The 19,061-nt window shown below is 69.9% G+C and carries 13 protein-coding genes; 2 read left to right on the top strand and 11 right to left on the bottom strand.

All coding sequences use genetic code 11. From position 1 onward, the window contains the following. Nucleotides 1-40 precede the first annotated feature (40 nt). Nucleotides 41-532, top strand: coding sequence for a hypothetical protein (locus tag KF892_06625; GenBank protein ID MBX3624669.1), 492 nt, complete (start codon nt 41-43; stop codon nt 530-532). An 18-nt stretch (nt 533-550) separates the two neighbouring features. On the opposite strand, the gene KF892_06630 is transcribed toward KF892_06625, so the two are convergent. From KF892_06630 to KF892_06640, 3 genes are all read right to left on the bottom strand, one after another. After that, nucleotides 551-844, bottom strand: a complete 294-nt coding sequence (locus tag KF892_06630) for a hypothetical protein (GenBank protein ID MBX3624670.1) — start codon at nt 842-844, stop codon at nt 551-553. A 93-nt stretch (nt 845-937) separates the two neighbouring features. Then, nucleotides 938-1,549, bottom strand: a complete 612-nt coding sequence (locus KF892_06635; GenBank protein MBX3624671.1) for an N-methyl-D-aspartate receptor NMDAR2C subunit — start codon at nt 1,547-1,549, stop codon at nt 938-940. Continuing rightward, nucleotides 1,546-1,974, bottom strand: coding sequence for a hypothetical protein (locus tag KF892_06640; protein ID MBX3624672.1), 429 nt, complete (start codon nt 1,972-1,974; stop codon nt 1,546-1,548). The genes KF892_06635 and KF892_06640 overlap by 4 nt, the downstream gene beginning before the upstream one ends. Before the next feature lie 117 nt (nt 1,975-2,091). Here KF892_06640 and KF892_06645 point away from each other — a divergent pair, with 117 nt between their 5' ends. Beyond that, entirely contained in the window at nt 2,092-2,715 is a 624-nt protein-coding gene (locus tag KF892_06645) for a TetR family transcriptional regulator (GenBank protein ID MBX3624673.1), read from the top strand. Here KF892_06645 and KF892_06650 read toward each other — a convergent pair. From KF892_06650 to KF892_06685, 8 genes are all read right to left on the bottom strand, one after another. Continuing rightward, complete coding sequence (locus KF892_06650; protein MBX3624674.1) at nt 2,712-4,616, bottom strand: radical SAM protein; 1,905 nt, start codon at nt 4,614-4,616, stop codon at nt 2,712-2,714. The two genes, KF892_06645 and KF892_06650, sit on opposite strands and share 4 nt — an antisense overlap. 36 nt (nt 4,617-4,652) lie before the next feature. Then, nucleotides 4,653-5,993, bottom strand: a complete 1,341-nt coding sequence (locus KF892_06655) for a DUF3999 family protein (protein MBX3624675.1) — start codon at nt 5,991-5,993, stop codon at nt 4,653-4,655. Continuing rightward, complete coding sequence (locus KF892_06660; protein MBX3624676.1) at nt 5,983-9,333, bottom strand: DUF2339 domain-containing protein; 3,351 nt, start codon at nt 9,331-9,333, stop codon at nt 5,983-5,985. Before KF892_06660 ends, KF892_06655 begins: the two co-directional genes overlap by 11 nt. A 446-nt stretch (nt 9,334-9,779) precedes the next feature. Next, the gene (locus KF892_06665) at nt 9,780-13,193 is read right to left on the bottom strand and encodes a transglutaminase family protein (GenBank protein MBX3624677.1); all 3,414 of its coding nucleotides are present in this window, start codon (nt 13,191-13,193) and stop codon (nt 9,780-9,782) included. Between the two features lie 29 nt (nt 13,194-13,222). Further along, a complete protein-coding gene (locus KF892_06670) occupies nt 13,223-14,092 on the bottom strand; it encodes a transglutaminase family protein (GenBank protein ID MBX3624678.1) in 870 nt (289 codons plus the stop codon). A 15-nt stretch (nt 14,093-14,107) separates the two neighbouring features. Continuing rightward, nucleotides 14,108-15,082, bottom strand: a complete 975-nt coding sequence (locus tag KF892_06675) for an alpha-E domain-containing protein (protein ID MBX3624679.1) — start codon at nt 15,080-15,082, stop codon at nt 14,108-14,110. Between the two features lie 16 nt (nt 15,083-15,098). Continuing rightward, nucleotides 15,099-16,535: a circularly permuted type 2 ATP-grasp protein gene (locus tag KF892_06680; GenBank protein ID MBX3624680.1), complete on the bottom strand. Its 1,437-nt coding sequence runs from the start codon at nt 16,533-16,535 to the stop codon at nt 15,099-15,101. A gap of 89 nt (nt 16,536-16,624) precedes the next feature. Beyond that, nucleotides 16,625-19,027 carry a DNA internalization-related competence protein ComEC/Rec2 gene (locus KF892_06685; protein ID MBX3624681.1) on the bottom strand — a complete coding sequence of 801 codons (2,403 nt, stop codon included), beginning with the start codon at nt 19,025-19,027 and terminating at the stop codon, nt 16,625-16,627. Between the last annotated feature and the right edge of the window lie 34 nt (nt 19,028-19,061).

A 19,061-nucleotide genomic window follows, 5' to 3' on the forward strand; every position in this document is an offset into this window, starting at 1 on the left:
ACGCTCGCCGCGCCCGCGCCGCGCTGCTACCCTGCGCCGCATGAACACCCGACACCCCACCCTCGCCCTGGCCCTTGGCTTCACGCTCCTGCTCGGCGCCTGCGCCCAGCTCGACACCAAGCCGGTGACCGACGCGGCCATCACGCCGCTCAACGACCTCAACCTCGTGCAAGCGCCCATCCCGCCACTGCTCGTGGCCGTGGCCGCGCGGCCCTACGCCCCGCCGCTCGACGCGAGCTGCACCGCGCTCGCGGCCGAGATCAAGGCGCTCGATGAGCTGCTAGGCGCCGACCTCGACACCCCGCCCACCGCCACCAACCCGAGCCTCATCGAGCGCGGCGTGACGCTCGCCACCAACGAGGCCGTCGGCACCGTGCGCAGCGCCGCAGAAGGTGTGGTGCCCTATCGCAAATGGGTGCGCAAGCTGAGCGGCGCCGAGCGCTACTCGAAGGACGTGGCCGCGGCCATCGCGGCCGGCACCGTGCGGCGCGCCTACCTCAAGGGCCAGCTGGTCGCACGCAGCTGCGTGTGAGCCCGGGGCCGTGAGGCCCTATTCCAGAAGGCCCTGGATCTCTTTCCGGTAGGTCAGGTTGGCCGCCGTGCACATGGCCGTGCCGGTGGTCAGCCCCGCCAGGAAGCCGGCCAGCCCGGCCGAGATGGTCCCGATGCCCGGCACGACGACGGTGCCGCCTTGCGCGCTGGCCGCGCCGATCGCGATGCCCAGCGGCAGGCCCGAGATCTTGGCGCAGCGCTTGGCGATGCTGAAGAGCGTGTCCTGCTCGTTGTAGGAAAGAAAACCCAGCTTCACCAGCTCGCGCCGGAATTCGTCGGTGGTCTCGGCCATGTCGGCACCCTCTGCGTTGTGATCGGCAGCGCCCATTAGAGACAGATTGCGCCGCGTCCGCGTACTCGATATTGAGGAATCGTGCGCGCCGGCTCAGAGCCGGTCGATGGAGCGGCGCAGGTTCGCACGGGCCGGTGCTTCGAGGCGGTCGGCGTAGGCCTCGGTGTTGTAGAGGCGCGGCCGCGCGAGAAAGCCCCGCAACACCGAGCGCCGCTTGGTGCGGAAGAGCAGCTCCGGCACGTGGCGGTATTCGTCGCGCACCTGGCGCTCGTATTCGTCGAAGCGGGCCGGCTCGGCGCCGAGGATGGACAGGTCCACGTCGACCATCACGCGAGCGTCGCAGGTGGCGGTCACCGCGTGGTGCTCGGTCGCCATCACGAGCGCATGCACCCGGTCGGCCGCCTCGCGGTTGCCCGCGGCGGCCACGGTGTCGCGCGCCCAGTCGGCGCTGGCGGCCTCGTTGCCGCGGGCGTGGGTGTCGTACACGGCATCGTGGAACCACAACGCGATGAGCACCTCGCCCGGGTGCTCGGCCAGGCGCTCGATCTCACCGGCCTGGGCGAGGCACTCGCGCAGGTGCTGCAGCGTGTGGTAGTGGCGCTGCGGCTCGGCATAGGCGCGGCACAGCGACTCGAAGGTGTTGCGCGGTGGCTCAGCCAGGCCGGCCAGCGACCAGGCGTGTTGCCAGCTCGACAGCATCGTCATGCGGCGGCTCCCATCGCCTGCTTCGAGGTGATGTGCGGCGAAAGGTCGGCGTAGAGATCGCTCATGTTCCTGCTGGTCCCGATGGTCACTTCTTCATCACCCAGCTTGACGACCAGGCAGATGGCGCCTTCTTCCAGGCCCCAGTCGCCGCCGTACCAGATGTCGGTGATCGCCTGCGCACGGTGGACCTTGTAGGGGATGAACAGCCACTTCTTCACGATGACGACTTCGGCCGGCTTCACCGTGATCGACGCCCTGAGCCCCGCCACGTGCACGACGCACAGCATCAGGCAGGCCACACCAACCCTCCAGCCGCTCAGGCCGAAGGCCGCCAGGATGCCGAAGAACGTCAGGTAGACGTGCCAAAGCCAGGCCGAGAACTGGGCCAATGAGTCGCTGCTTTCGAAAGAATAGGTCTTGTCCATGAGGCACCTCCCCTGGGTCTCAATAATTGGTTGTGCAACCAATTTATCCGGACTGTAGCCACCTCACCCATCGATTGCAACGATAATTTGGTCGATCAGCCAAAAATAGTTCACGCCATGCCTCGCACCCCCAGCACCACCAACACCGAGAGCCGCCGCGCCGCGATCGTGGCGGCCATGCTGCCGGTGATGGCGCGCCACGGCTACGAGAAGGCCACCATCCAGGCCATTGCGCGCGAAGCTGGGCTGACGCCGGGGCTCATCCACTACCACTTCAAGAGCAAGCAGGAGATCCTGGTCTCGCTGGTGGGGGCGATCGTCGAGTTCGCGCGCACGCGCTTCGAGGGCCAATCGGTGGACTCGGCCTCGCCGATGGAGCGGCTGCAGGCCTACGTGCACGCCCGGCTCGGCCTGGGCACTGGGGCGGCGCCCGACATGGTGGCGGCCTGGGTGATGATCGGCGCCGAGGCCGTGCGACAGCCGGAGGTGCGCGTGCTCTACGAACAGGCTGTTGCGCAGGAACTCGCGCTGCTCACGCAGCTGCTGACGGACTGCCTCGCCGACAAACGCCGCGCCACCGATTCGGCCCCTACCCTCGCCGCGGGCCTGCTAGCGCTGATGGAAGGCGCCTTCCAGCTGTCGAGCGCCGCCGCGAAGGTGATGCCGGCCGGCTACGCGGCCGAGGCCGCGATGGCCTTCGCCACCCACGGCATCGAGGCTGCGCCCAAACGCAAGGCTTAGGCCGTGGCCAGCGCCCGGGCGATGAAGTGCCGCGGCACCTTGGGCTTGGGCACGTGGAAGTCGAACCAGCGGCGCACGTCTTCGTCGAGCCCGATGCCGTGCATGAAGTTGTAGAGCGCTTTCTTGAGCCCCACGCCGAGCGCATCGTGGTCGGTGCCGGTGGGGTCGATGAAGCCGATGTCGTTCTTCGCGAAGCTCACGGGCGGCAGCGGCACCAGCGTCACGCCGTACTCCTCGGGGTGCTGGCCGACGGGTGAATGCACCGTGCACGCAAAGCGGTGGAAGAAGCCCGACTGGATGCAGCCCTGCTCGAACAGCTGGCGCACGTATTCGAGCGCGTCGACCGTGTCTTGCACCGTCTGCGTCGGGAAGCCATACATCAGGTAGGCATGCACGAGGATGCCGGCGTCGGTGAACGCCTTGGTGACGCGCGCCACCTGCTCGACCGACACGCCTTTCTTCATGAGCTTCAGCAGCCGGTCGGAGGCCACCTCCAGACCGCCCGAGATGGCGATGCAGCCGCTGTCGGCCATCTGCTGGCACAGCTCGGGGCTGAACGATTTTTCGAAGCGGATGTTGCCCCACCACGAGACGGACATCTGGCGTGCGATGAGCTCGGCCGACAGCGCCTTGAGCGCCTTGGGTGGCGCGGCCTCGTCGACGAAGTGGAAGCCGGTCTGGCCGGTCTCCTTCACGATGGCCTCGATGCGGTCGACGAGCGTGGCGGCCGACGCGCCCTCGTAGCGCGAGATGTAGTCGAGGCTCACGTCACAGAAGCTGCACTTCTTCCAGTAGCAGCCGTGGGCGACGGTGAGCTTGTTCCAGCGCCCGTCGCTCCACAGCCGGTTCATCGGGTTGAGCATGTCGAGCAGCGAGAGGTAGCTTTGCAGCGGCAACCCATCCCACGTGGGCGTGCCGACTTCGGCGAAGGCGATGTCGGGCTCCATCATGTTGACGTAGCGCACCGCGCCCTCTTCGCGCAGGAAGGTGCGCACCAGCCGCTGCTGCGAGCGTTTGCCCTGCAGGTGCTCCAGCAGCGCGAGCAGCGGCCGCTCGCCGGCGTCGAGCGTGAGGTAGTCGAAATGGTCGAACACGCGCGGCTCGCTCAGCTCGCGCAGCTCGGTGTTGACGAAGCCGCCGCCGAGCACGGTGACGATGCCCGGGTGCTGCGCCTTCACCGCCTGCGCGATGCGGAACGCCGCATACACCGAGCCGGGGAACGGCACCGACAGCAGCACCACATTCGGCTGGTGGCGGGCGACGGCGGCGAGCGTCAGCTCGACCAGCGTTCTGTCGACGAGGTTGAGCGGCTGGGCCAGCGCCTCGGCCAGCGGGTCGAAGCTCGGCTGGCTCTGCGCGAGCGACTCGGCGTAGCGCACGAACTCGAAACGCGGGTCGATCGCGTCGCGCAGCACGTCGGCCAGGTCGTTGAGGTAGAGCGTGGCGATGTGCCGCGCGCGGTCTTGCAGGCCGAGTGCGCCGAAGGCCCAGGCGAGCGGGTCGCCGCCCTCGTCATCGACGTAGACGTCGAGCGACTCGAAGCGGGTGCCTTCGGGCAGGTAGCCGCGGCTCGCGATGCGGTGGCCGAGCGTCGGGTCGCGGCCTTGCAGGAAGGCGATGGTCGGGCCGATGGTGCTGCGGTAGCGGTCGAACTGCTCGATGAAGCCGCGGACCTGCCGCGAGCGCTTCGAGGCCGGCAGGGCCTCGATCTCGGCGCGGACCTGCACCAGCCCGTCAGCCGAGAGAAGCCTGAGCACGAGCGCCAGGGCGAGGTCTTCCTGCACGGCCTCGACACCACGTGAACGAAGAAAGCCGGTGAGGTAGGCGGTGGAGGGATACGGCGTGTTGAGCTGCGTCATCGGCGGGATGACGGCCAGCACGCGAGGGACGGCAATGGACATGGGGCGAGTCTGCCACGCACCCCATGCCAGGAAGCGTCAACCCTTCTTCGCCGGGCGCAGCAGTTGCCAGGCCATCAGGCCCATCACCGACAGGGCCGCGAGCAGCACACCCCACAGCCACAGCTTGCGCGTCGGCGGGGGCGCCACCGAGGCGGCGCTGGCTGCGGGCGCCGGCGCGGGTGCAGGCGCTGCCGCCATCACCACCGTCGCCGTGTCGACCGGCAGCGGATCGTGGGCCTTGCGCGTGGGCATCAGCTGGGCGAGCGAGGTGGCCGGGGCCGCTTCGCCACCCCAGGCCAGGCGGTACGGCGCGGGCTCGCGGGCGAGGAACACCAGGCGCGCCGCTTGTGCGCCGATGCGAACGGTCGGCGGCTGCGCGCCGAGCTGCACCATGCCACCCACCGGCTGCACGCGCAGTTGCGTCACCGCGCCGGCATCGAGCCGCAGCACCGGCGAACGCAGCTCACCCTCCGGCAGGCGCAGCCAATACGCGGTGGTGCGCAGCAGTGGGCTCCAGGTCGGCGCTGAAGCGGCGGCCGGCGCATCCTTGTGGCGCATGCCGCGCAGCTGGTCGCGCAAGCGGTGGCGGCGCGGATGCGGCGGCGACGACTCTGCTTGCTCGTACTGCACCAGCAGGTCGACCGGCGCCAGCGTGTTGGCAGCCGGCAGTTGCCACTCCAGCCGCTCCAGCGGCAGGTGGCGCGGCACGGCGTAGTCGCAGTACTGCGCGGTGCATTGCGTCGGAGCGATCGGCTCGCTCCATTGCAGCGGCGGCACCGGCTGGTCGTAGGTGACGCTGCGCACCTGCGCCCCGCTCAGCGGTGGCACGGGGCTGCCCGCCTGCGGGCGAAGGCGCAGGTAGCGCGCGTGCACGCCGGCGAGATCGAAGCTCGTGTGCTCCAGGCGCTGGCCCTGGTGTTGCAGCGAGAGCAGCTGCGCGGCGCGTTCGAGCATGCGCCAGCGTTGCAGGTCGTCGCTCGCCTCGACGGCAAAGCCATAAACGCCATGCGTGCCGGGCGCCACGCTCAGCCGCAGCTCGAGCATCGCGCCCGTCACCTGGCGCAGGTCGACGATCCAGCCACCCTGCTGCGACGCGGTGGTGGCCGAGGCCGCCGCCGGCGCCTGGAAGAACGGCACCGCGTGCAGCTGCTCTTCGGCGGTGGGCGGCGTGCCGTCGACCCACGCATGCGGCACCGGCTCGCCACGCGCATTGAGCACGCGGATGTCGCCCAGGTCGGCCTGGCGCGTTTGCGCCAGCACCGACAGCGGCAGCGTCACGCCGTAGTAGGCGGCCTGGCCTTGCAGGGTGAGCGGCGCTTCACCGGCCGAGGCGGGCAGTGCGCAGGCCAGCAAGGCCACGATGAGTTCACGCCGCATGGGCGCCCTCCTTCCGGCTGGGCGGCACCGGGGCGAAGTAGCCCACGAGCAGCAGCAGCAACCCGACGACGATGAACGACACGATGCGGTACAGGCCGCCGCTGTCGGCCAGCTCCACGAAGAAGAGCTTGAGCACCACCACGCCCAGCAGCGCCGCACCCACGACCCACACCATGCGCTCGACGCGCTTGTGGCCCAGCATCATCAACGCCACGCCCACGATGGCCCAGGCCACCGACAGCGCCGCTTGCGTGAGCGTTGACGCCATCAGCGCCCCGCTCTCCCACGGCACGCCGGCCCAGTGGTGGCAGGTGCGCAGCACCATGCCGGTGTAGAGCGCGAAGGCGGTGGCACCCAGGCCGGCGAGCAGCGCCTTCCGGGGCACCTGCATTGCGGCCGGCAAGGCGCGGTGCCAGAGGAAGAGCGCCAGCAGCACCAGCCCGTGCCCGACCTCCAGCGGGTTGAGCAGCGGCACATACGGCAGCGGTGCCGCCTCGCCCGACTGCGTGTTGCTCGCCCACAGCCACAGCAGCAGGTAGACGGCCACTGGCACGCAGGCCACCAGGAGGTAGGGCACGCGGAAGCTCGCGAACGGCCATCGCTGCAGCACCGCCGGCCGTGTGATCGCCGACAGCACGATCGCCGGCACCAGCACCCAACCCAGCAGCGGCCAGGCGGAACCGGCGTCGCCCAGTCCCGCGGTGAGCCACTGCGCCTCGCGCGCCGCCAGCAACAGGAAGAGCCAGAAGCCGCCGACGTGCAGCGGCGCCAGTGCGTCGTTCGACCGCCAGCGTGCCAGCGCCCGCAGCAGCACGCCATGCCACAGCAGCGCCAGCGGCCACACCAGCCAACCCAGGTGCTCGTGCGGCGCAAAGCCGATCACGCCGACCCCCAGCGCCGCGGTGATCGCCCAGCCCGGCACCGTGGCCCAGGCCGCCTGGCCGAGCACACGCCAGTCGCGCCAGCGCGCCACGGCGGTCACCAGCACCGAGGTCACCAGCACCCAGCCGGCGAGCACCGCCGGCCACATGAGCACCCACGCCTTCTGTGTCTGCTGCAGGTGGCGATAGATGTCAGGCAGCAGTGCCTCCAGCCACCAGACGAGGCCCCACACCACCACGCCCCATTGCAGCGCCACGGCGCGCTGCCACGCCGCAGCACGCGGCTGCCGGGCCGAGCGCTGCAAGGCATCGCCCGAGATGAAACCCGCGAGCGAAAGGCCGAGCGGCGTCCACAGCGTGAGGGCCGCGCTCTGGCTCGCCCACAGCTCCGGCCCATAGACGCCGAACGCCACCGCCGCTGCCAGCTGCAGCGCCATCCACGCGATGGCCAGCGCCGGGTGGTGCAGGCGCGTGCCCAGCCACAGCGCCAGCACGCCGAGCCACGGCCACACCCGCGCCGCGATGTCGGCCGGCATCACGAAGAGCAGGCTGCCCGCGAGCACCGCAATGCCCGCCAGCAAGCCCAGGCTGCTGCCCACCGACCACTGCGGCGTGGTCTGCCGGGCCTCGGCCTCGCGCAAGGCGGCGCTCAGGGGCAGCCAGGTGCTGGCCAGCAGGCTCACGCCGATCACGCACGCGGCGACGAGGCCTTGCCAGCCGTTGCTGAGCATGGCCTCGCCGTGCACCGCATGCAGCGTGGTGGCAAAACCCGCCAGCGCCACCGAATGCAGCACGGCGCTGGCCCATTGCAGCGCCGGCAGCGGCTTGCGCGATTGCACCCAGGCGCAGGCGAAGGCCAGCACCGAAGTGGCGACACAGGCCCATTGCGGCACGAGCAGCAGCCAGGCCGACAGCGCCAGCGCGCCCAGGCCGATCCACAACTGGCCGATCACACCGGCTGCTTCCCAGTCGCCTTGTCGATCGACCCCGGCGCGGCGGCCCAAGACGAACATCACGCCGGCACTCGCCGCGAGCAGCAGCACGCCCAGCACCGAGCCGGTGAAGAGCGGCGTGCCGGGCGTGAAGTCGAAGCCGAGCGCGCTCACCAGCCGCACCGTGGCCGCCGCGAGCACCACGAGGGCGAAGGCCCGCGCATAGCGGCGCGCCTGGCGCACGCCGAGCCAGTACATGCCCGCCGCTTCCACGGCCCAGGTGGCCCCAGTCCACTCGCCTTCGAGTGCGAGCGGAACGGCCAGCGTGCCGAAGATGACGCTCACGATCACGTAGGCCTCGCCGAGCAACGCGTAGCGCACATTGCCTCCGCGCAGCAGCCCACCGCCCAGCAGCAGGTAGAAGAGCGAGAAGCCGAGCGCGGCCCACGCGGGGCCGAACTCCCACCCGCGCACCAGCAGGTACTGCAGGCCGAAGCTCGCGAGCGGCACGCCGAAGGCGAGCGTGCTGTCGACGCGGCCCACTTGCGCCAGCGTCTGCGCCGCACGTTGGCCGAGCGGGTCACGCGGGTCGGGCTCGCTGCCGAGGGCCAGCGCGCGGCGGGCGAAGAGCACGCCCACCAGCGTGAAGAGCACGAAGAAGAACAGCAGGAAGCCCTGCACGCTCGGGTAGAGCGCATCGGTGTAGTGCTTGTGCGCCCAGGCGCCGGCCAGCGTGAAGGTGCCCACCGCACCGATCAGGTTGAGCGGCCGCCACGCGCGAAACCACGCCATCAGGAAGATGCCGACGTCGAGGATGGCGAGGTAGCTGAAGAGCGCGATGTGATTGCCGCTGCCCGTCGACACCAGCACGGGCGCCGCGAAACCTTCGGCCGCCGCCACGTAGGCGAGCCAGGGCGCGTTCTGCGCCATCGCGAGCACGGCGCTCAGCAGCGTCACGGCGAAGAGGAAGCCGAATGCCAGCTCGGGCGGCAGCAGCTGGCTGATCTTCAAGGCCGCGAGCGTCGTGAGGTAGAAGACGCCGATGCCCGCGCCTTGCAGGATCAGACCGTAGCCATCCTTGCGCTCGCGCAGGCGCCAGCCCAGCACCAACAGCACGCCGCCCAGCAGCGCCACGCCGGCATAACGCAGCTCCACCGGCACGGTGACACGCTCGGCCGCGTAGCGCAGCAGGAACGCGAGGCCGAGGAAGAGGATGAGCACACCAACCTTGACGATGGTGTTGCCGCCGAAGACGAGCTTGCTCAGCCACGACGGCATGCGCTCTTGCAGCGTGGGCTGCGGCGCAGGGCGCGGGGCCGGAGCGGGCCGCGGTGCGGGCGCGGGTGCCGGCCCCGGCGTGGAAGCCGCCACAGGGACAGGCGCAGGCACGGGAACCGAAGCCTTCGCAGGTGCCGCCTCGGCAATGGGCGCGGCAGCCGCCACTGGGACCGGCGGCAGCACAAACGGCGCGGGGACCGGGGCCGGCGCAGGCGCCACGGGCTCCAGATCCGGCAGGTCGAATTCCATCGGCTCCGCCTCCGGCTCGACCACGGGTGCCGGCGCCACGGCCTGCGGCGCATTCGACAAGCGCTTCACCTCGGCCCGCAGCAACGCGACTTCCTGCTCCAGCCGCGCGACGCGCGCTTCCATCGGCACGGCGGCAGGCGTGGCCGCCTTGGGAGCAACTGGCTGCTTCACGTCGCCGCCCTTCGCCGACGGCGACGCATCGCTCTTCTTCAGCATCGCCGCGATCCCGATGCCGACGCCCAGCCCGATCAGCCCGCCGATCAGTTCGCCCATCAGCAAACCGAGCACCGCACCGATCACCCCGAAGATGAACTTCATCGCCTCTCCCCCTGCCTTGTTGGCGGCCGATTATGGAGGTGGGGCTTCGATGAAAAAGGCCCGCCTTTGGGGGGCGGGCCGGGGTATCGACAGGTGGCGCTGCCGGTGCAGCGCCGCAGTACCGCAGGCTAGTCGACCGTCGCGCGACGCAGGTCGAGCGTGAACGGGAAGTTCGGGTTGCGCTCGTCCTTCGGCAGCCTCATCTCGCCCGGCGTGTGGCCGATGCGGAAGAAGCGCGCGAGGCGCCGTGCTTCGGCTTCATACGCATTGACCGGCGCAGTCGCGTAGTTGCGCCCGCCCGGGTGGGCCACGTGGTACTGGCAGCCGCCGAGCGAGCGGCGCATCCAGCCGTCGACGAGGTCGAAGGTGAGCGGCGCGTGCACGCCGATGGTCGGGTGCAGGGCCGAGGGCGGCGCCCAGGCGCGGTAGCGCACCGCGGCCACGAACTCGCCCACCTTGCCCGTGGGCTGCAGCGGCACGGCGCGGCCGTTGCAGGTGAGCACATGGCGGTCGCTCACGAGGCCGGTCACCTTGAGCTGCACACGCTCCACGGATGAGTCGACGAAGCGCACCGTGCCGCCCGGTGCGCCCTCCTCGCCCATCACGTGCCAGGGTTCGAGCGCGAGGCGCAGCTCCACGTCGACGCCCATCGCGTTGAAGTCGCCCAGGCGCGGGAAGCGGAAGTTGAAATGCGGTGCGAACCACTCGGGCTTCATCGCGTAGCCGAAGGCGTTGAGCTCCTCGATCACGTCGCACAGGTCTTGCCACACGAAGTGCGGCAGCATGAAGCGGTCGTGCAGCTCGGTGCCCCAGCGCTTCAAGCGTGGCGGTTGATACGGCTGCTGCCAGAAGCGGCTCACCAGCGAGCGCATCAAGAGCTGCTGCGTGAGGCTCATGCGCGCATGCGGCGGCATCTCGAAGGCGCGCATCTCCAAGAGGCCCAGCCGGCCGGTGGGGCCGTCGGGCGAGTAGAGCTTGTCGATGCAGAACTCGGCGCGGTGGGTGTTGCCCGTCACGTCGATCAAGAGGTTGCGCATGAGCCGGTCGATCAGCCACGGCGGGCAGGCGCCCGGCCCCTCGGCCGTCTTGCGCTGCAGCTCGGCGAACGCGATCTCGATCTCGTAGACCGAGTCATTGCGCGCTTCGTCCACGCGCGGCGCCTGGCTGGTGGGGCCGATGAAGAGGCCCGAGAACAGGTACGACAGCGCCGGGTGGTTGTGCCAGTACGCGACCATGCTCGCGAGCAGGTCGGGCCGGCGCAGGAAGGGCGAGTCGGCCACCGTGGCGCCGCCGAGCACGAAATGGTTGCCGCCGCCGGTGCCGGTGTGGCGGCCGTCGACCATGAACTTCTCGGTCGACAGGCGCGTCTCGTGTGCGGCCTGGTAGAGGTGGGTGGTCTGGTCGACGAGTTCTTCCCAGCTGTGCGCGGGGTGGATGTTGACTTCGATGACACCGGGGTCGGGTGTGACGCGCAGCGTCGACAGGCGCGGATCCTTCGGCGGCTCGTAGCCTTCGAGGATCACCGGCAGCTTCATCTCGGCGGCGGTGTCTTCGATGGCGGCGACGAGCTCCAGATAGTCTTCCAGCGCCGAGGTGGGCGGCATGAAGACGTAGAGCCGCCCGTTGCGCGGCTCGGCGCACATGGCGGTGCGGGTGATCCAGCCGGCCGACTCGAAGCGTGAAGGCGCGCGGGGCGCCTCCTGGGCCGTGGTCGCGGTGGCACTGGCAGCCTTGCCATTCAGCGCAGCACGCGAACGTTCACCGAACGTCGAACCCGTGGTCAGCAGCTCCTGCGACGCAGCCGGTGCGCCCGGCTCCTGATCGGCCATTGCATAGCGCAAACGCCGGTACGGCGGCAATGGCGCAAAAGGCTGCGTCTGGTCGGGCTGGTGCGCCCACGGGTAGTCGGCTGACGACGCCCAGGGCTGCGAGTCGAGCGGCAGCCGATAGCCGAGCGGTGAATCGCCGGGCACGAGGTAGCAGCGCTCGCTGCGCAGGAACCAGGGGCCCGTCTGCCAGCGCGTTGCGCCGGTCGGATTGCGCAGCACCGGGAGCACGTGGCCCACCACCTTGTCGAGCCCTTGCGAGAACACCTTGCGGATGCGGTCGCGCTCCAGCTCGTCGGAGAGGCGCGCATCGAAGGGGTCGACGTTGGTGGGCAGCTTGCGCTCGCGCCACAGGTAGTACCAGACGTCTTCATACGCCGGGAAGACGTACTTCGGGTCCAGGGCCAGCCGCTTGGCCACACCGGACAGGAACTGCTGCGCCTTGACGTCGGTGATGCCGTAGTCGTGGTGCTCGCTCGCGAAAAGCTCGGGGTTGGCCCAGATGGGCTCGCGGTCCTTGCGCCAGAAAAGGTTGAGCGACCAGCGCGGCAGCTGCTCGCCCGGGTACCACTTGCCCTGGCCGTAGTGCAGCAGGCCGCCGTCGCCGTACTTGGCACGCAGCTTGTCCATGAGATCCGCGGCCAGCACGCGCTTGGTGGGGCCGAGGGCTTCGGTGTTCCACTCGGCGCCGTCGCGGTCGTCGACCGAGACGAAGGTGGGCTCGCCGCCCTGCGTGAGGCGCACGTCGTGGCGGCGCAGGTCGGCATCGACGGTGTGGCCGAGCGCTTCGATGTCGGCCCACTGCGCGTCGGTGTAGGGCAGCGTCACGCGCGGCGCTTCCCACACGCGGGTGACCTTCATGTGGTGCTCGAACTCGGTCTCGCATTCGTCGAGCGCGCCGGTCACGGGCGCGGCCGACGACGGGTCGGGCGAGCACGCGAGCGGGATGTGGCCTTCGCCCGCGAGCAGGCCCGAGGTGGGGTCGAGGCCGATCCAGCCGGCGCCCGGCAAGTAGACCTCGCACCAGGCGTGCAGGTCGGTGAAGTCGACCTCGGTGCCGCTCGGGCCGTCGAGCGACTTCACGTCGCTCTTGAGCTGGATCAGATAGCCCGAGACGAAGCGGGCGGCGAAGCCGAGGTGGCGAAGGATCTGCACCAAGAGCCAGCCCGAGTCGCGGCACGAACCGCTCTTCTTGGTGAGCGTTTCTTCCGGCGTCTGCACGCCGGGCTCCATGCGGATGAGGTAGCCGATGTCGCCTTGCAGGCGCTGGTTGAGCTCGACGAGGAAGTTGGTGGTCTGCTTCTTCTCGCGCGGGATGGTCGCGAGGTAGTGCGCGAGCATCGGCGTGAGTTCGCCCTTCAGCCGGTAAGGGGCCAGCTCGTGCGCGAGCGAGTCGTCATAGGTGAACGGGAAGTGCTCGGCCGAAGGCTCCAGGAAGAAGTCGAACGGGTTGAGCACCGACATCTCGGCCACGAGGTCGATCTCGATGCGAAAGCTCGTGGTCTTGTCGGGGAAGACGAGGCGCGCGAGGTAGTTGTTCTGCGGGTCCTGCTGCCAGTTGATGAAGTGCGTGGCCGGCTCGACGCGCATCGAGTAGCTGAGGATGCGTGTGCGCGAATGCGGCGCCGGGCGCAGGCGGATCACCTGCGGCCCCAGGTTGATCGGCCGGTCGTACCGGTAGTGGGTCACGTGGTTGAGCGCGACGTGGATGGACATTCAGGGCTCCGAAAACGGAAATGGAAGGCTCACCGTTCGCCCTGAGCCTGTCGAAGGGCCGCGCGACGCGGTGGGGCTTCGACAGGCTCAGCCTGAACGGAACTTTGCGAATCGGCCCGGCGGATGTCGATGCGCACGCGCATGGTCTCGTCGCCGCCGCCTTCGCGCACGCCGCGGATGGGCGAGCAGGCGGCGTAGTCGAGGCCGACGGCCAGGCGCACGTGGCGCTCGTCCATCAGGCAGCCGTGGGTGATGTCGACGCTCAGCCAGCGGCGCGCCTCAGCATCGACACACACATCGACCCAGGCGTGGCTGGCGAGATGCGGCGCGTCGGGTGCGTAGAAATAGCCGCTGACGTAGCGCGCCGGCACGCCGTTGGCGCGGCAGGCGGCGAGGTAGACGTGCGCGTGGTCCTGGCACACACCACCGCCCTGCTCCCAGGCCTGAAGCGCGGTGGTCTGCACGTCGGTCGACCCCGGCGTGTAGCGCACGCGCTTGAGCACCGCCTGTGCGAGCGCCATCGCCGAGCCTTCGGTCACGCCGTCGGCCAGGTGCACGCGGCCGAGCGCTTTCAGCGGCGCATCGGCCTGCGTGAGCGGCGTGTGGCGCAGGTAGAGCTGCGGCGGCGTGAACGCATCCTCCAGCCAGGGCGAGGCGTGGGTCTCGACCGTGCCCGACGCGCGCACCGCACTGCCGTAGCTGCGCCGTGCCAGGCTCCAGGTGTGGGCGAGGTTGCCGTAGCCGTCGCGCTGCGCGTGCAGCGGGGCGGGGGCGGTCACGGTCCACTCGTGCACGGTCTGGTGCGCACTCGCCTGCGGCGTGAGGCACAGCGACTGCAAGGCGTACTGCAGCGGCGCGCTGTAGTCGTAGTGGGTGACGTGTTGGATGGTCAGTTTCATCCAGCACGTCTCCCGTCAGGCCGCGACCGGAACGAGGAAGTCACGGCTGATGCCCACCCCCAGCGTGCCCACACGTTCGAGGAACTGGCTGAGGAAGGCATGCAGGCCGGTCGCGAGGATCTCGTCGATGCGGCCGAATCGCAGGTCGGACTGCAGGCGGCCCGCGCGGCGCAGCGTCTCGTGCGATTGCTCGTTGGCCACGCGCTTCAAGTTGGCGACGACCTCGTCCATGCAGCAGGCGAGCGAGCGCGGCATGTCGGCACGCAGGATCAGGAGCTCGGCCACCTTCTCGGGCCGGATCACGTTGCGATACGCCTTGCGGTAGACCTCGAAGCCGGAGACGGAGCGCAGGATCGCCGACCAGTGATAGAAGTCGTATTCCTGGTCGCGCGACGCACTGCCGTTGCCATTGCCCGCGCCGTAGAACTCGCTCTCGACCGCGTGGAACTTCACGTCGAGCATGCGGGCGGTGTTGTCGGCGCGCTCGAGGAAGCTGCCGATGCGCAGGAAGTGGAAGGCTTCGTCTTGCAGCATGGTGCCCACCGTCACCCCGCGCGAGAGGTGCGAGCGGAACTTCACCCACTCGAAGGCTTCGCCCGGGTCGCGCTCGAAGGCCGTGTTGCGCAGCATGCGCTGGAACTCGATCCAGGTCTGGTTCTGCGTCTCCCACACCTCGGTGGTGAGCGCGCCCCGCACGGCGCGCGCGTTTTCGCGGGCAGCGAGCAGGCAGTTGTAGATGCTCGACGGGTTTTTTTCGTCCCCCACCATGTAGGCCATGACCTTGCGCGCATCGACCTCGCCGTAGCGGGTGTTGTAGTCGTGGGTCAGCTCCGAGATGCTGAGCAGGCCACGCCAGCCGTTCTCGGCCGCGTCGGCCGACTGCGGCAGGAGCGACGTCTGGTAGTTGACGTCGAGCATGCGCGCGGTGTTTTCGGCGCGCTCCATGTAGCGGGCCATCCAGAAGAGGTGGTCAGCGGTTCTTGACAGCATTTCAGGCCTCCTTCTCTCAAGCTTCCAGAACCCAGGTGTCCTTGGTACCGCCACCCTGCGACGAGTTGACGACGAGGGAGCCCTCCTTCAGCGCCACCCGCGTGAGCCCGCCCGGCACCATCTGCACCTCCTTGCCCGAGAGCACGAAGGGGCGCAGATCGATGTGGCGCGGCGCGATGCCGCTTTCCACAAACGTGGGGCAGGTCGACAGGCTGAGCGTCGGCTGCGCGATGTAGCCGGCCGGGTTGGCTTCGAGGGCCTTGCGGAAGTCAGCGATCTCGGCCTTGGTGGCGGCCGGGCCGACCAGCATGCCGTAGCCACCGGCGCCGTGCACTTCCTTCACCACGAGTTCGGGCAGGTGGTCGAGCACATACTTGAGGTCTTCTTCCTCGCGGCACAGGTGCGTGGGCACGTTGTTGAGGATCGGCTTCTCGCCCAGGTAGAACTCGATCATCTTGGGCACGTAGGGGTAGATCGACTTGTCGTCGGCGACGCCCGTGCCGATGGCGTTCGACAGCGTCACGTTGCCGGCGCGGTACACGCTCAGGAGGCCCGCGCAGCCGAGCGTGGAGTCGGGGCGGAAGGCCAGCGGGTCGAGGAAGTCGTCGTCGACACGGCGATAGATCACGTCGACGCGCTTCGGGCCCTGCGTGGTGCGCATGTAGACGAAGTTGTCCTTGACGAAGAGATCCTGCCCCTCCACCAGCTCCACGCCCATCTGCTGCGCGAGGAAGGCGTGCTCGAAGTACGCGCTGTTGTACATGCCGGGGGTGAGGACGACGACCGTCGGGTCGTTGACGGCCGCGGGCGCCACGCCGCGCAGCGTTTCCAGCAGCAGGTCGGGGTAATGGGCGACCGGCGCCACCCGGTGCTGGCTGAAGAGCTCGGGGAAGAGCCGCATCATCATCTTGCGGTTCTCGAGCATGTAGCTCACGCCGCTGGGCACACGCAGGTTGTCTTCGAGCACGTAGTAGCTGCCGCTGCCGTCGGCGTTGGCGGCACGCACGATGTCGATGCCGCTGATGTGCGAATACACGCCGCCCGGCACGTCGACGCCCATCATCTCGGGGCGGAACTGCGCGTTCTTGAAGATCTGGTCGGCGGGCACGATGCCGGCGCGGATGATCTCCTGCTCGTGGTACACGTCGTGGATGAAGCGGTTGAGGGCCGTCACGCGCTGGGTGAGGCCCTTCTCCATTTCCGTCCACTCGGCCGCCGGGATCACGCGCGGGATCAGGTCGAACGGGATCAGGCGCTCGGTGCCCGAGCCGTCTTCGTCTTTCGCACCGTAGACCGCGAAGGTGATGCCCACGCGGCGGAAGATCATCTCGGCCTCTTCACGCCGCGAGCGCATCACGTCGCGGGGCTGCTGCGCCAGCCAGCGGTCGTAGACCCGGTAGTGGTCTCGCACGCTGGTGCTGGTGGCCTGCATCTCGTCGAAGCTGGGTCGCATGGGTCTTGTTCTCCTCGAAGGCAGGGTAGCAAAAAGCAGGCCAATCGCACCCATCCCAGCGCGCATGCGGCCCGATGTTCGCCCCGAGGTTACTCGCCTCGAGCGAGGTGGTGCCAGTAGCGGCGCACCCGATCGCGCTCGCAAACGCTCGCGGCGCCGCTCCACTGCCAGGCGCCGCAGGCGGCGCTCGTCTCGATGCGCACGCCGCGCGCCTTGAGCCGCCCGATCACCTCGTCGACCGGGTGGCCGAAGCGGTTGCGGTAGCCGGCCTGCACGATCGCCACCTTGGGCGCCACCGCGTCGAGGAAGGCCGCGGTCGACGAGGTGCGGCTGCCGTGGTGCGGCACCAGCAGCACGTCGCTGCGCAGCGCCTCGGTGCTGGTGGCGAGCAGCTCCGCTTCCTGCTGGCGCTCGATGTCACCCGTCAACAGCAGCGTGCCCTGCGGCCCGCTCACCTTGACGACGCACGACATGGCGTTGGACTTGAGCGGGCGCCCGTAGTCGTCGGCGCGCGGGTGCAGCACGTCGAACTGCACGCCGTCCCACACCCAACGCTGGCCGGCCACGCAACGCACCGGCCTCGGGGCCAGCGCGCGGATCGGGTGCGCCTCTTCGAGCGAGCTGAGCAACTCGTCAACGGGCAGGGTCTGGAGCACCGGCCTCGCGCCACCCACGTGGTCGAGGTCGCGGTGGCTCAGCACCAGGCGGTCGACGCGCGCCTCGCCGCGCGCATGCAGGAGCGGCAGCAGCACCCGCTGGCCGGCATCGCTCTCGCGCGAATACTGCGGGCCGGCGTCGTAGACGAGCAGGTGCTTCTCCGTCCGCACCAGCACGGCGGTGCCCTGCCCCACGTCAACCGCCAACACCTCGTAGCGGCCGGCCTCGGGCCGCTCGGGCACGGGCAACAGCAAGGGCATCACCAGCGGCACCGCGAAGAGCCGCATGCGCCAGGGCAACGGCAGCACGAGCAGCGCCGCGCCCGCCAGGCCCGCGGCCTGGGCCCACCAGGGCGCCGCCGGCACCAGCCACACGGCGCCGGGCACCGCGCCCAGCCAGGCCAGGCCGTGGTTCAGGGCCTCCTGCACGAGCGCCGCGAGCCGCCACAGCGGCGCCAGCACCACGCCCAGCAGTGCCAGCGGCGTGATGACGAGCGTGACGAGCGGGATGGCCACGAGGTTGGCCAGCAGGCCCACGAGCGACACCTGCTGGAAGAACACCAGGCTGAGCGGCGTAAGCCCGAGCGTGGCCACGAGCTGCGTGCGCACGCCGCCTCGCGCCGCCGCCCACAGCCGCTGCCACCCGCGCTGCGCCGGGGCCCGCTCGGCCGCACGCTGCACCGGCTCCGAGGCCATCAGCAGGCCCACGGCCACGAACGACAGCCAGAACCCCGGCTGCAGCAAGGCCCACGGGTCGAGCGCGCTCACCACCACCGCCGCCACCAGCAGCACCATCGCCCACGGCCAGCGCCGCCCGCTCAGGTGCAGCAAGGTCACGGTGGCGAGCATCCACACGGTGCGCTGCGCCGGCACGCCCCAGCCGGCAAACACCGCATAGGCCGTGGCCGCCAGCAGCCCACCGACGCGGCCGGCCCAGGGCGCGGGCCACAGGTGCACCGCGCGAGCGCTGCGCCGCCACACGGCCGCCACGAGCAGGCCCGCCAGCCACGCGAACATCGTGACGTGCAGGCCGCTGATCGACATCAGGTGGGCCACGCCGGTGTTGCGAAAGAGCTGCCAGTCGTCGCGTTCGATGGCCGACTGGTCGCCCACCGCCAGCGCCGCCAGCACCCCGGCCGAGCGCGGGTCGCTCACCTGGGCATCGATGGCGTCGCGCACGTGCTGGCGCAGGCGGTCGACCCAGCGGCCGGCGTGCGCGTCGAGCATCTGCGGCGCGGCGCGGTCGTTCGCCCGCACGTAGCCCGTGGCGCGCAGGCCTTGTTCGAAGAGGTACAGCTCGTAGTCGAAGCCGTGCGGGTTCAGGTTGCCGTGCGGTTGCCGCAAGCGCGCCACGAAGCGCCAGCGCTGGCCGGCACGCAGCGAGAGCTGCGGCTCGCTCAGGCCGCCGTCTTCGTGCCAGCCGACATACCAGCCGAGCGAGACCTTCGTCGGCACCTGCACCGCCTGGCCCTGCTGCGTGGCCGACTCCACGTCGAAGCGGAAGCGCAGGCCCGCCGCCGAACGCTGCGGCAGGCTCGCGACCACGCCGACCAGTTGCACGTCCTGCCCTTCGATCGCCGCCGGCAAGGCATCGGCCAGGCGCAGCGTGGCGCGCCAGCCGCTCGCCCCCCATCCAAGCGCGAGCGCCGCCACGACCCACACGAGACGCAAGCGCTGCCAGCGCCAGCCGATCACGCCGGCCAGCAGCGCCCCGAGCACCAGCGCCGGGTAGGCCTGGAGCGGCATCAGCGCGTGCTCTTGCAACTGCACGGCCACGCCGGCAAGCCATGCCAAGCCCATGCCTGCGGCATGCCGGGCCCTTTGTTTTCCTCCCATGGGTGCAGTGTAGGATTTGCGACCCCCACGAACG

The organism is Rhizobacter sp., assembly GCA_019635355.1.
Lineage (GTDB): Bacteria > Pseudomonadota > Gammaproteobacteria > Burkholderiales > Burkholderiaceae_C > Rhizobacter.